Source organism: Metabacillus schmidteae, assembly GCF_903166545.1.
In the GTDB taxonomy this organism is placed as follows: Bacteria; Bacillota; Bacilli; order Bacillales; family Bacillaceae; genus Metabacillus; species Metabacillus schmidteae.
Genome location: NZ_CAESCH010000001.1, coordinates 427,501 through 440,677, shown reverse-complemented (window position 1 = coordinate 440,677; position 13,177 = coordinate 427,501). Strand labels below are relative to the sequence as shown.

Below are 13,177 nucleotides of genomic sequence, written 5' to 3'. Positions count from 1 at the left end.
AATTTATTTTATCACCAAAGGTCCTAAGACACAAAGAGAATTACAATGTTTATGAGCGTTTCTGTAACAGCACTGTTGCTTGTGAGGCAATACCTTCTTGTCTACCAGTAAAACCTAACTTCTCTGTTGTTGTAGCTTTAACATTCACCTGTGAAATATCAGCTTCCAACAGTTCAGCAATACGTGATCTCATTTGGTCAATATAGGGAGCCATCTTTGGCTTTTGTGCAATAATTGTACAATCAATATTTCCTAATTCATATCCTCGGTTTTTCACAAGATTCCAAACATGTGTTAACAATTTGGCTGAATCAGCATCTTTAAAAGCTGGATCTGTATCAGGGAAATGCTTTCCTATATCTCCCTCTGCAATCGCTCCTAAACAGGCATCTGCCACTGTATGTAATAATACATCAGCATCTGAATGACCTAATAATCCTTGTTCATAGGGAATTTCAATTCCTCCAATAATTAAAGGGCGGCCTTCCACCAATTGATGTACATCAAAACCTTGTCCTATTCTTAACATCTTTTTTCCTCATTTCTCGTTAAAATAGCCTCCGCGATATAGAGGTCTTCTGGTGTTGTGATTTTTATATTTGTATAATCTCCTGCTACAATTGATACCGGTTGTCCCACTCTTTCCAACAAACTTGCATCATCTGTGCCTAAATATCCTTCAATTCTTGCCTTTTCATGGGCTTCTAAAAGCAACTTTAATTTAAAGGCTTGCGGTGTTTGAACAGACCATAGAGTTGATCTCTCAACAGTTTCAGTGACAATTCCCTCTTCAACCTTTTTAATGGTATCCTTTACAGGGACAGCAAGAATGGAAGCTCCTGTTTCATCAGCTTTTGTAACCAAACGCTCGATACTTTCTTGCGTAATAAACGGTCTTGCTCCATCATGGACAAGCACAAGCTCCTCATTCTCCACTGCTCTAACCCCATTATAAACACTATCCTGCCTCTCTTTACCGCCAAATACAAGTTGCTTAACTTTCTGTAGCCGATAGATCTCAATCAGATGTTGAAAATCAGCTTTCTCCGCTTCATTAATGACCAAAATAATGCCTGAACATTGATCATGTTCTTCAAATACTCTTAAAGTGTGGATAATAATAGGTATCTCATTCAATTTAATGAATTGTTTATTTTTCCCAGCCTTCATTCGCTTTCCCTGTCCTGCAGCAGGTATAATTACTTGATATTCCATGAAGTTACTCCCCTAAATTTAAGTATAACAACATTAGAAAAACTTGGCTTATGGCCAAGCAATAATGGCCAAAGCCTAAGTTTTTCTTATACGATCATCCATAAAAATTTTATACTTTCTGATAGTATCATAAAAGATTACACTCTATATGTAAAACAAAGGGCCAGTTTCCGCTTTTTCCCGGAACCTGACCCCTTTCTTTTATATACATAAGAATGTTTTTCTAATAAGTTTACAAAGCTTTTTCTAAAAGTTTAGGCTTTGCAAAAATCATTCTTCCTGCTGAAGTTTGAAGAACACTCGTTACTAATACATCAATATGCTTTCCGATATAATTTCGACCTTCCTCAACAACTATCATCGTACCATCATCTAAATACGCAACACCCTGATTATGCTCTTTACCATCTTTGATAACCTGAACATTCATTTCTTCTCCAGGCAATACAACCGGTTTAACAGCATTTGCCAAATCATTAATATTTAATACAGCCACTTTTTGAAGTTCACATACTTTATTTAAGTTAAAATCATTGGTTACCACAACACCAGATGTAAGCTTTGCTAATTTAACCAGTTTACTATCCACTTCTTGAATTTCTTCAAAATCACCTTCATAAATTTCTACATTTATTGAAAGCTCTTTTTGAATTCTATTCAGAATATCCAGTCCTCTTCTTCCGCGATTTCTCTTTAATACATCAGATGAATCGGCAATATGCTGAAGTTCCTCCAGAACAAATTGAGGAATAACAATCGTTCCTTCTAAGAATCCTGTTTGGCAAATATCCGCAATTCTTCCATCAATGATGACACTTGTGTCCAAGATTTTTAACTTTTTATCCTCAATTTCAGCTTCTTCTTCTGACACACCTTTTTTCTTTCCAATACGATTTGGGACAGAAAATAAATTAATAAGTTCGTCTCTTTTCTTAAAACCAACCTGGAATCCTAAATAACCCAATAGTAGCGTTAAAAAGATTGGAATAATGGTGTTAAATACTTGGTATTGGATATCTTTTAAAGGAATAACAATAAGAAAAGCAACTATAAGACCGAAGATTAATCCTAAACTACCAAACAAAACATCTGTTACAGGTGCCTTGACAACAGCCTCTTCCAATACTTTAATCCAGTTTACAACATAATCTACTAACCAAAATGTTGCGATAAAAAATATAATTGCACCTATTACTGCTAATGTATACGGCGTATTAATAAAAGGTATGTCCTGCATATTCATTAATTCAAGTAGTTCGGGTATAAAAAGAATGCCCAGCATCCCACCGATAACTAGAAAAAGCAATTGGATTATGCGTTTAATTAACATACCTTCACCTCCCTTTGAGTTATTACTACTTTATCCTAATTCTGAAGCTTGTGAAATAGTTATCTTAATTTGTAAATAGATTGAAACAAGCTTGTAATGTACTAAAGAATTTAACAATAAAAACAATTTTAATATACCCTATTTTTCATAAATTAAAACACATTTAATAAAACTTTCATTAAATCTTCTTATATATGTCGATCAATGAGGAGTTGATCTTGTAATCTTTTTAAACCCTCTTTAATTTTTTTTGCCCTTACCTCACCTATCCCTTCCACTTCATCCAACTGTTCTACGGATGCGCGCATAATAAGTTTCAAATTTTTATATGTTGTCACTAAATTTTCAATAATGATGGCGGGAAGTCGTGGGATTTTATTTAAAATACGATAACCTCTTGAAATAACAGGTCCATCTACATTCGTAAAAGAAGAATAACCTAATAGTTTAAAAAGAACTGCATCTTCTAAAAGCTCAAAACTTGATAGGTCTTGCAGTTGCTGGATAACCGGGAAAGGATCAACAGATTTATCTTGGGCATAATCCTTAATTAACAGTGCTGCTTCTTCTTCCACACCTGTAAGAAGTTCTGCTAACTGTAGCCTAATCAAATGACCCTCTGCTCCAAGCTCATTTACGTAGTCATTGATTTCATCCTTAATTCTTAAAACCATCTCAAAACGATGAAGGACTTGAAGTACTTCTTTAAAGGTAACGAGTTCTTCCAACTCTAATGCACCTAATGTTAAAATCGATTGGTCCAGTACTAATTTATATTTTTCCAATGTTTGAATAGCCTGATTAGCTTTTGTTAAGATAACACCTATATCACGCAAGGCATATCTTAGCTCACCATGATATAACGTAATGACATTCCTTCTTTGAGAAATAGCAATAACTAAATTTCCGGTCTGTTTCGCGACACGCTCTGCTGTTCTGTGCCTCATTCCAGTTTCTGAGGAATAAATTGAGGAGTCAGGGACCAGTTGTGCATTTGCATACATAATTTTGTTTCCAGAGTCACTTAAAATAATGGCTCCATCCATTTTTGCCAGCTCATACAAATGAGCCGACGAAAATGCACATCCGATTGCAAATCCGCCATCAATAATCTTTTTAACCTTTTCGTTATGGCCAACAACAATTAAACCACCTGTTTTTGCACGGAGAACATTTTCAATCCCTTCTCTTATGGGTGTCCCGGGTGCAACAAACTGTAGAATTTCGTTTAAGGTCTTTTCACCTGACTTACTCTCTACCTCTGTCATTTACGATCCTCCTAACGTTTTTTGGAGAGCCTCCGCTACATTTTTTACTCCTATTATTTCAATATCTTCTGGTGGGTTCCATCCCCCTATATTTGCGTGTGGTATGACTGCTCGCTTAAAGCCCAGCTTAGCTGCCTCGATCACTCTTTGTTCAATCCTTGACACTCTTCGAACTTCTCCTGTTAAACCTACCTCACCAATTATAACGTCCGTCGGTTTAGGGGGGGCATCTTTAAAGCTTGAGGCGATACTTACCGCCACAGCTAAATCAATAGCAGGTTCATCCAGTTTTACACCACCTGCTACTTTCAAGTATGCATCTTGATTTTGCAATAAAAGACCTACACGTTTTTCTAAAACAGCCATTAATAGCGGCACTCGATTGTGATCTATACCTGTGGCCATCCTGCGTGGATTTCCAAAACTCGTCGGGGATATAAGTGCTTGAATTTCAACTAAAACAGACCTTGTACCTTCCATAGAGGCAACTACAGTTGAGCCTGCAGCTCCCTTTGAACGCTCTTCTAGAAATATCTCCGATGGATTTAGAACCTCTTCTAAACCAGCTTCCTTCATCTCAAAAATGCCCATTTCATTTGTCGAGCCAAAACGGTTTTTTACAGCACGCAGAATTCGGTATGTATGATGTCGCTCTCCCTCAAAATAAAGGACTGTATCAACCATATGTTCAAGTAGTCTAGGTCCGGCTATGGAACCCTCTTTTGTAACATGACCAACAATGAAAATTGCAATACCTTTTGTTTTAGCAATTCTCATCAATTCTGCAGTTGATTCTCTAACTTGAGATACACTACCTGGTGCTGAGCTTATTTCACTATGATAGACAGTTTGTATTGAATCTACTACAACAAAGGAAGGGTTCGTATCTTCAATAGCTTTTGAAATAAAACTTAAATCTGTTTCTGATAAAACTAATAATTTGTTTGACTTTACACCTAAACGATCCGCTCTTAATTTTGTTTGCTTTACCGATTCCTCACCTGAAATATATAAAACATCATTTCCGTTATCCGCCAGCTGGGAGGATACTTGTAGTAACAATGTTGATTTTCCAATTCCAGGGTCTCCACCAATAAGTACTAAAGATCCTTTTACAATTCCGCTACCTAATACACGGTTAAATTCTTTTAAATTTGTATATATTCTAGGTTCTTGGGTTGTTTCGATGGTTGTTATAGGGGAGGGTTTTTGTACAGTTTGGTTAGAATGAGCAAACACTGCTCTTCGTGGTGATGCAGATTTTAATACTTCTTCTGTCATCTTGTTCCACTCACCACACCCTGGGCATTTTCCCATCCATTTGGGCGATTCATACCCACAGGACTGACAAATAAATTTCACCTTTGATTTAGCCATTCATATATTCCTCTCTTATTAGGTTAGCTAGTAGACGAGCCAATTATGATATGAAATAAAAACAATTCAATTGGGGATAAATTGTGCATGTCAGACTATTGTTCTTAAGATTTTATCACATGCATTGAATATGTAAGTGGAATTTGATTTATTAAAAAGAAAGTGAGGCACACAACATAAAGTGTGCCTCAACCTTTTTTAATTTGCCTTTACTTCTTCTTTTTCATCTGTTTTGACAACAAATTCGCCATTCTCAACATCTAAAATGATTTTTTGACCTTTATTAATTGCTCCTTTTAATAGCTCTTCAGAAAGACGGTCTTCAACATTTTTCTGTATAGAACGACGTAATGGTCTTGCTCCGTACTCTAGATCAATACCTTCGTCTGCAATCTTTTCCTTAGCAGCTTCAGTTAGCTCTAGAGACAGATCTTGCTCTTTTAATCGTTTTGTTAATTGATCGGACATTAATGATACGATTTCTTTTAAATGTTTCTTCTCTAAAGAATGGAACACGATAATTTCATCGATACGGTTAATAAATTCCGGTCTGAATGCACGTTTCAGTTCATTCATGACTTTACCCTTCATATCTTTGTAATTTTGTGTTTCATCCTGTACATTGAATCCTACGTATTTATTTCGTTTTAACTCACTAGCTCCAACATTTGATGTCATAATTAAAATTGTGTTTCTAAAGTCTACTGTACGTCCTTTAGAATCAGTTAGTCGCCCATCTTCCAACACTTGAAGCAAGATATTAAATACATCAGGATGTGCCTTTTCAATTTCATCTAAAAGCACTACAGAATATGGTTTTCTTCTTACTTTCTCAGTTAACTGACCACCTTCATCATATCCAACATATCCTGGAGGTGAACCAACTAGACGAGATGTAGAGTGCTTCTCCATATATTCTGACATATCAATCCGAATCATTGCATCTTCATCACCGAAGATAGATTCAGCTAATGCTCTGGCAAGCTCAGTTTTTCCGACACCTGTAGGTCCTAAGAAAATAAAGGAACCAATCGGACGTTTAGGATCTTTTAATCCGGCACGAGCACGTCGAACTGCTTTTGCGACAGCCACGACGGCTTCTTCCTGACCAACTACTCTGGAATGAAGAATGCTTTCCATGTTAAGAAGTTTATCTGTTTCGGTTTGAGCTAATTTCGATACAGGAACACCCGTCCAGCTCGAAACAACCATTGCAATATCTTCAACCGTAACTTCAGTGTTTTCTTGTCCTTGCTTTTCTTTCCACGTTTTCTTTGTTTCCTCTAATTGCTCGCGCAAACGTTGTTCTGTATCACGTAAAGATGCTGCTTTTTCAAATTCTTGACTTTGAACTGAAGCATCTTTCTCCTTGCGAATTTCTTCAAGCTTCAATTCGAGCTCTTTTAAATTTGGAGGTGTAGTAAAAGATCGTAAACGTACTTTTGAGCCTGCTTCGTCAATTAAATCAATTGCTTTATCTGGTAGAAAGCGGTCAGAAATATAGCGGTCAGATAACTTTACAGCTGCATCGATTGCCTCATCCGTAATAGAAACTCTGTGATGTGCCTCATAGCGGTCACGTAATCCTTTTAAAATCTGAATACTTTCATCAACAGTTGGCTCATCTACTTGTATTGGTTGGAACCTACGCTCCAATGCTGCATCTTTTTCGATATATTTTCTATATTCATCAAGTGTAGTTGCCCCGATACACTGCAACTCACCTCTTGCTAATGATGGTTTTAAAATATTTGAGGCATCAATTGCACCTTCAGCGCCACCAGCACCAATTAATGTGTGTAATTCATCAATAAACAGAATAATATTCCCTGCCTGGCGAATTTCGTCCATTACTTTTTTAAGACGGTCTTCAAACTCACCACGGTACTTTGTACCAGCAACAACAGTTCCCATGTCTAATGTCATAACACGTTTATCTCTTAAAATTTCCGGTACTTCGTTTTGTACAATCTGTTGAGCTAAACCTTCGGCAATAGCTGTTTTACCTACACCAGGCTCCCCAATTAGTACCGGGTTATTCTTAGTACGTCTGCTTAATACTTCAATTACACGTTGAATTTCTTTACTTCTACCAATTACAGGATCTAAGCTACCTTCTCTAGCAATAGCTGTTAAATCTCTAGCTAAGCTGTCCAGGGTTGGTGTATTAGCATTTGTAATACCTCCGCCCTGGTGATTTGCTGACGATTCATTGCTTCCTAGTAATTGAAGAACCTGTTGTCTTGCTTTATTTAGACTTACTCCTAAATTATTAAGTACTCTTGCTGCTACTCCTTCACCTTCACGGATAAGACCAAGCAGAATATGTTCTGTTCCTACATAAGAATGACCTAGCTTTCTAGCTTCATCCATTGATAGTTCAATAACTTTTTTTGCTCTTGGTGTATAGTGGATTGTTTGGGATGCATCTTGACCTCTTCCGATTAAGCCCTCTACCTCTTTTTGAATCTTATCAGGTCCTAGCCCTAACGCTAACAACGCTTTAGCTGCAATGCCTTCTCCTTCGCTAACAAGACCTAATAGAATATGCTCTGTTCCAATATTATTATGGCCTAAACGAACTGCTTCTTCTTGTGCTAGTGCTAATACCTTTTGAGCACGCTCTGTAAATCTTCCAAACATCATGATTCATCATCCTCCATCCGTTTATTACGATCCATTTCTAGATTTAGACGCTCCCTAATTAGTGCTGCCCGTCGAATATCTCTTTCGTTAGGACGTAATGGTCCACCAAAATACTGCTGTAAAAACCCTGGTTGAGTTAAAATCATAAGTTCGTTGAGAATTGTCCTGGATACGTCTTTTATAATACCTAAATCAATTCCCAGACGAACATCGGATAAACACTTTGCCGTCTCATTTGATTCAATAATGCGGCTGTATGCTAAGGTTCCAAAGGAACGATAAACCCGATCCTCAAGTTGAATATGCGAAGATTGATAAAGGGCTTCGCGGGTTGATCTCTCTTGGTCAATCAATTGTTGAACAACACTAATCAAATCATCTACAATGTCTTTTTCAGATTTACCTAATGTAATTTGATTAGAGATTTGAAAGAGATTCCCTATAGCTTCGCTACCTTCACCATAAATTCCTCTAACAACTAATCCTAATTGATTAATTGCCGGAATAATTCGGTTAATTTTTTGAGTGAGGACCAATGCAGGTAAGTGCATCATCACTGAGGCTCTAAGCCCTGTTCCTACGTTTGTAGGACAACTTGTTAAATAACCTCTTTGTTCATCAAATGCATAATCCACTTCATTTTCAATCCAATCATCCAATTGGTTGGCCATATTCAATGCTTCTCCAAGCTGAAATCCTGGAAACAAACACTGAATACGAATATGGTCTTCTTCATTTAGCATAATACTAACTTCTTCATTATCCGAAAGTAAGCACCCTCCATAAATGGAATGGTCAGCAAGATTAGGACTAATTAAATGCTTTTCTACTAACACCCTCTTTTGAATTGGTTGCAGATCATTCATCTTTAGAAGCTCCAACTGACCAATATTTTGGAATGTTTTATTTGCATATGTGTTTTCAAAGAAATTTAGAACATCTTGTAACTCTTCATTTGTAGAAAGTGTTGGAAATTTATACTTTTCGATATTTCGAGCTAAACGAATACGACTGCTCAACACAATATCTGAATCAGGACCTTCTTGGTTCATCCAAGCACTCATTGCTTTATTCATAAAGTTTTGGAGTGACATGCTTATGATCCCTCCTCATTGGAGCTGCTTATTTTCTTTTCAAGCATCCTAATTTCATCCCGGACTTTAGCGGCCTGTTCAAACTCTTCCTGATCAATATAACTATGAATTTGACTCTTTAATTGTTCAATCTTTTTCCTAACATGAAGATTGCCGCCAATTCTTTTAGGTATTTTCCCTGAATGAACTGTATTTCCCCCATGTACCCGTCTAAGAATTGGTGTTATATAATCCTTAAATGTAGAATAGCAGTTAGCACAGCCAAATCTTCCAACCTTTTTAAACTGATGAAAAGTCATCTTACAACGATCACATTGCAGGACTTCTTCTGTTTTAAAAACACTTTTCTCTTCCGACTTTGCAAGGCCATGATCCATATTTAGCAGGCCTGTTAAAAGGTTATTTAGTGAAAAACCTGTATTTGAATTAAACATAAAAAGCTCACTATTTTCTTTTGCACAATGCTCACAAATATGAACTTCTGTTTTTTCACCATTGATCACTTTTGTAAAGTGAAACGTTGCCGGCCTTTCATTACATTCCTGGCAAATCATCCGTCTCCCCTACTTTCACTTATATTTCAATGAAGTTAACATGGCTTTAACCATTCTTGCCCTCAATTCATCCCGATGGGGAAGCTCAATATATAAAACGGAACGGTCAATAACACTTAACATAAGCTTTGCTTCACGTGCAGAAATAACTTCCTCTGTAACTAATCTGCCAATAATATCCTCAGCAGCAACCTGTGATAGTCGTTGGCTAATTAAACGTAATATCTGTTCCAGCAGATGTGCTTGGTTATCAGCGCGAACTTTAATAATTCGGATATAACCTCCCCCACCACGTTTACTCTCAACCACGTAACCTCGTTCAATTGTAAATCTTGTATTAATAACATAGTTTATCTGTGAAGGCACACATTGAAATCGATCCGCAATTTCACTGCGCTTTATTTCAACAATTTCTCTTCCACTACTGTCCAGTACACTTTTTAAGTACTGTTCAATAATGTCTGAAATATTTCTCACCCAACCTCCCCCTCCCTGACTTTGACTATATTTGACTTTAATCTAAATATAAAACGAACAGAAAAATTTTTCAACTCTTCTGTTTCATTTTAAATATTGCCAAATTTGAAGCTTGTAAAACCTCTTTAATAAATTTTTTCCACTTCACTTATTTCTATAAGAACCTCTTCAAGTATTCCGTGTTGAGTTAAATCAACATCTATATCAAACTGATAATAAAAGGTGACTTTACCGTCTCTTTCTTTCTTACATGAAGTCATAACAACTTTATTTGTTTTAATCTTATAGGATAATAATTTTTCAATCACCTCATCTACCGAAGATCGAGTTGATTGAACGACGACTTTCATTTTTCTTCTCGTTTTTTTCACTTCCATATACTCTTCAAGTTTATTTAGGAAGATTAAACACATTAGGACAATTATTGTAGTAAACGATGCTAATATATACATTCCAGAGCCAATGATTAATCCTAACCCTGCAACAATCCAAATAGAAGCGGCGGTTGTGAGACCCCTGACTGTAGCTCCTTTAACTAATATTGTTCCTCCACCAAGAAATCCAATTCCACTTATAACGTAGGAAGGAATTCTTGAAGGATCAAATTGACTATTAATCGTAAGATAATCCTCAAAACCATAAAGGGATAGAATCATCATCAAACACGAACCAATTCCAACTAATAAATGAGTTCTAAAGCCAGCAGGATGACTTTTAAATTCACGCTCTAACCCAATAATCCCACACAATATCGCTGCAATTAAGATTCGGAAAAACATCGTATATGTATCATCATCAATATATCCCAACAACTCCATATGCATTTCTCCTAGTTAGTTAAACATTGTATTTTATTATATATATACGCGATTGTGTCCCATCAAACACAAATATTCAAATTTTTTTATTTAAATACTAAATCACATAAGAACTTTTTTATTTTACGATAACAAAGAAGTGTTAGAGAATATGATTCATCAGCTGAATTCCATATTATAAAGATCAAATTGAACTACTGATCTGTTACTTCTCTTCCTTGGCGATGTCCTACTCTCTGGGGGATCTCCCCAACTGCCATCGGCGCTGAGACCTTAATATCCGTGGTCGGATTTCAGTTTGCGATTAGCGGCGAATCTCCGCGTCAGCTTGTTCGTTCAGTGTCATGTGCCTGTGTGCGTAGACACTAACATAGGGTTAAATTAATTTATTTTCGATGATGTGTATTTATCTTCGATTACTTCATTTTATCTTCGATTTTCAGCAATTTATCTTCGATTATTTTAATTTATCTACTATTCTACAAATTTCACCAAAAATCCACAGTATATTTTGTTTCTACCTCTTTACGATAAAACCTTCGGTTTTTCTACAATCATTTAATTCATGCAAAAAAGACCAGTATCTCTACTGATCTTTTCCCTCTTCTTACTTGGTGATGTCCTACTCTCACAGGGGGAAACCCCCAACTACCATCGGCGCTGAGAGCTTAACTTCCGTGTTCGGATTTCGGCTTGCGATAAGCGGCGAATCTCCGCGTCAGCTTGTTCGTTCAGATCCTCATGTGCCAACTGCGCACATTCCGGTCTTCTCTCTCGGCACTTCCTTGATCTTCTTGCTTCTCCCAAGCCTCAGGCTAGTAAGTTTACTTTGTCTCTACCTCTTTACAGACTAAACCTTCGGTTTATATTATTTTTTAAATTCATATAAAAAAAGACCAGTATCTCTACTGATCTTTTTCCTCTTCTTACTTGGCAACGTCCTACTCTCACAGGGGGAAACCCCCAACTACCATCGGCGCTGAAGAGCTTAACTTCCGTGTTCGGCATGGGAACGGGTGTGACCTCTTCGCCATCATCACCAAATAATATAAGTTTGAAGGCATATTCCTTCAAAACTAGATAACGATTCACAATTCAATTCACTAAGCTTACGCTTTTATTAGGTTAAGTCCTCGATCGATTAGTATCAGTCAGCTCCACACGTCACCGCGCTTCCACCTCTGACCTATCAACCTGATCATCTTTCAGGGATCTTACTCACTAGTGTGATGGGAAATCTCATCTTGAGGGGGGCTTCATGCTTAGATGCTTTCAGCACTTATCCCTTCCGCACATAGCTACCCAGCTATGCCTTTGGCAAGACAACTGGTACACCAGCGGTGCGTCCATCCCGGTCCTCTCGTACTAAGGACAGCTCCTCTCAAATTTCCTACGCCCACGACGGATAGGGACCGAACTGTCTCACGACGTTCTGAACCCAGCTCGCGTACCGCTTTAATGGGCGAACAGCCCAACCCTTGGGACCGACTACAGCCCCAGGATGCGATGAGCCGACATCGAGGTGCCAAACCTCCCCGTCGATGTGGACTCTTGGGGGAGATAAGCCTGTTATCCCCGGGGTAGCTTTTATCCGTTGAGCGATGGCCCTTCCATGCGGAACCACCGGATCACTAAGCCCGACTTTCGTCCCTGCTCGACTTGTAGGTCTCGCAGTCAAGCTCCCTTGTGCCTTTACACTCTACGAATGATTTCCAACCATTCTGAGGGAACCTTTGGGCGCCTCCGTTACATTTTAGGAGGCGACCGCCCCAGTCAAACTGCCCACCTGACACTGTCTCCCAGCCCGATCAGGGCTGTGGGTTAGAATTTCAATACAGCCAGGGTAGTATCCCACCGACGCCTCCACCGAAGCTAGCGCTCCGGCTTCTCAGGCTCCTACCTATCCTGTACAAGCTGTACCAAAATTCAATATCAGGCTACAGTAAAGCTCCACGGGGTCTTTCCGTCCTGTCGCGGGTAACCTGCATCTTCACAGGTACTATAATTTCACCGAGTCTCTCGTTGAGACAGTGCCCAGATCGTTACGCCTTTCGTGCGGGTCGGAACTTACCCGACAAGGAATTTCGCTACCTTAGGACCGTTATAGTTACGGCCGCCGTTTACTGGGGCTTCGGTTCAAAGCTTCGCTTGCGCTAACCTCTCCCCTTAACCTTCCAGCACCGGGCAGGCGTCAGCCCCTATACTTCGCCTTGCGGCTTCGCAGAGACCTGTGTTTTTGCTAAACAGTCGCCTGGGCCTATTCACTGCGGCTTTTCCGGGCTATTCACCCTAAAAAGCACCCCTTCTCCCGAAGTTACGGGGTCATTTTGCCGAGTTCCTTAACGAGAGTTCTCTCGCTCACCTTAGGATTCTCTCCTCGCCTACCTGTGTCGGTTTG

General features: G+C 38.4%; 10 protein-coding genes and 2 rRNA genes (1 of these 12 cut by a window edge). All 12 read right to left on the bottom strand.

The features are described 5' to 3' along the window. Positions 1-49: 49 nt before the first annotated feature. Positions 50-529, bottom strand: a complete 480-nt coding sequence (ispF, locus tag HWV59_RS02065; RefSeq protein WP_102232794.1) for a 2-C-methyl-D-erythritol 2,4-cyclodiphosphate synthase — start codon at positions 527-529, stop codon at positions 50-52. Next, positions 523-1,215 carry a 2-C-methyl-D-erythritol 4-phosphate cytidylyltransferase gene (gene ispD, locus HWV59_RS02060; RefSeq protein ID WP_102232795.1) on the bottom strand — a complete coding sequence of 231 codons (693 nt, stop codon included), beginning with the start codon at positions 1,213-1,215 and terminating at the stop codon, positions 523-525. The genes ispF and ispD overlap by 7 nt, the downstream gene beginning before the upstream one ends. Positions 1,216-1,447: 232 nt before the next feature. Further along, positions 1,448-2,545 carry a PIN/TRAM domain-containing protein gene (locus HWV59_RS02055; RefSeq protein ID WP_102232796.1) on the bottom strand — a complete coding sequence of 366 codons (1,098 nt, stop codon included), beginning with the start codon at positions 2,543-2,545 and terminating at the stop codon, positions 1,448-1,450. A gap of 188 nt (positions 2,546-2,733) precedes the next feature. Beyond that, positions 2,734-3,813 carry a DNA integrity scanning diadenylate cyclase DisA gene (gene disA, locus HWV59_RS02050; protein ID WP_102232797.1) on the bottom strand — a complete coding sequence of 360 codons (1,080 nt, stop codon included), beginning with the start codon at positions 3,811-3,813 and terminating at the stop codon, positions 2,734-2,736. Beyond that, positions 3,814-5,190: a DNA repair protein RadA gene (gene radA / locus HWV59_RS02045; protein ID WP_102232798.1), complete on the bottom strand. Its 1,377-nt coding sequence runs from the start codon at positions 5,188-5,190 to the stop codon at positions 3,814-3,816. Positions 5,191-5,388: 198 nt separating this feature from the next. Beyond that, positions 5,389-7,836, bottom strand: a complete 2,448-nt coding sequence (clpC, locus tag HWV59_RS02040) for an ATP-dependent protease ATP-binding subunit ClpC (protein WP_102232799.1) — start codon at positions 7,834-7,836, stop codon at positions 5,389-5,391. Beyond that, on the bottom strand, positions 7,833-8,930 hold the full coding sequence (locus HWV59_RS02035) for a protein arginine kinase (protein ID WP_102232800.1): 1,098 nt from the start codon (positions 8,928-8,930) through the stop codon (positions 7,833-7,835). Before HWV59_RS02035 ends, clpC begins: the two co-directional genes overlap by 4 nt. A 2-nt stretch (positions 8,931-8,932) precedes the next feature. Next, on the bottom strand, positions 8,933-9,484 hold the full coding sequence (locus HWV59_RS02030; RefSeq protein WP_175637991.1) for a UvrB/UvrC motif-containing protein: 552 nt from the start codon (positions 9,482-9,484) through the stop codon (positions 8,933-8,935). A 15-nt stretch (positions 9,485-9,499) separates the two neighbouring features. After that, positions 9,500-9,961, bottom strand: a complete 462-nt coding sequence (locus tag HWV59_RS02025; protein ID WP_102232802.1) for a CtsR family transcriptional regulator — start codon at positions 9,959-9,961, stop codon at positions 9,500-9,502. 125 nt (positions 9,962-10,086) lie between these two features. Further along, positions 10,087-10,779, bottom strand: coding sequence for an MgtC/SapB family protein (locus tag HWV59_RS02020; RefSeq protein ID WP_175637990.1), 693 nt, complete (start codon positions 10,777-10,779; stop codon positions 10,087-10,089). A 928-nt stretch (positions 10,780-11,707) separates the two neighbouring features. Then, positions 11,708-11,823: ribosomal RNA gene (gene rrf / locus HWV59_RS02015) — 5S ribosomal RNA — on the bottom strand. A gap of 77 nt (positions 11,824-11,900) precedes the next feature. Further along, positions 11,901-13,177: ribosomal RNA gene (locus HWV59_RS02010) — 23S ribosomal RNA — on the bottom strand (it continues 1,652 nt past the right edge of the window).

What these genes read in the sequence shown, in the direction of transcription:
- ispF (WP_102232794.1), bottom strand. Translation starts at nt 529, where the DNA reads ATGTTAAGAATAGGACAAGGTTTTGATGTACATCAATTGGTGGAAGGC.
- ispD (WP_102232795.1), bottom strand. Translation starts at nt 1,215, where the DNA reads ATGGAATATCAAGTAATTATACCTGCTGCAGGACAGGGAAAGCGAATG.
- HWV59_RS02055 (WP_102232796.1), bottom strand. Translation starts at nt 2,545, where the DNA reads ATGTTAATTAAACGCATAATCCAATTGCTTTTTCTAGTTATCGGTGGG.
- disA (WP_102232797.1), bottom strand. Translation starts at nt 3,813, where the DNA reads ATGACAGAGGTAGAGAGTAAGTCAGGTGAAAAGACCTTAAACGAAATT.
- radA (WP_102232798.1), bottom strand. Translation starts at nt 5,190, where the DNA reads ATGGCTAAATCAAAGGTGAAATTTATTTGTCAGTCCTGTGGGTATGAA.
- clpC (WP_102232799.1), bottom strand. Translation starts at nt 7,836, where the DNA reads ATGATGTTTGGAAGATTTACAGAGCGTGCTCAAAAGGTATTAGCACTA.
- HWV59_RS02035 (WP_102232800.1), bottom strand. Translation starts at nt 8,930, where the DNA reads ATGTCACTCCAAAACTTTATGAATAAAGCAATGAGTGCTTGGATGAAC.
- HWV59_RS02030 (WP_175637991.1), bottom strand. Translation starts at nt 9,484, where the DNA reads ATGATTTGCCAGGAATGTAATGAAAGGCCGGCAACGTTTCACTTTACA.
- HWV59_RS02020 (WP_175637990.1), bottom strand. Translation starts at nt 10,779, where the DNA reads ATGGAGTTGTTGGGATATATTGATGATGATACATATACGATGTTTTTC.